1 protein-coding gene is annotated in these 328 nt (G+C 31.4%); it reads right to left on the reverse strand.

The genetic code is table 11. From position 1 onward, the window contains the following. Positions 1-22 precede the first annotated feature (22 nt). Positions 23-190, reverse strand: a complete 168-nt coding sequence (locus ACFINC_RS10030) for a TrwH protein (protein WP_375617119.1) — start codon at positions 188-190, stop codon at positions 23-25. Between the last annotated feature and the right edge of the window lie 138 nt (positions 191-328).

Here is a 328-nt window from a genome sequence, read left to right on the forward strand (position 1 = left end):
TAACTGCTAAGTTGTTCGGCTTTCACTGGTTTTGCTTGTTTTGTTTTCCTGTGTCTCCTCGCTTGATTTCGGCAGGGATTGTTTTATTAATAGGCACACGGTTCCTATCATTGGGTTGTTTGAGCTTTGGTGCTAAAGCACAAGCCGATAAAATGTTTGCAATCAAAATTACAAGAATGATATTTTTCATTTTAATATGACTCTTTTTACTGTCAGATGCATCCTAACATTTATTATCATTATTTCCATTTTGAATGTAAAGTAAAGCATATAATTTGCGATAATTTATCTTTTCTTAATTTCGTATTTTAATTGACGAAAATAATTC

The organism is Bartonella sp. AP58NXGY (genome assembly GCF_042195785.1).
Lineage (GTDB): Bacteria > Pseudomonadota > Alphaproteobacteria > Rhizobiales > Rhizobiaceae > Bartonella.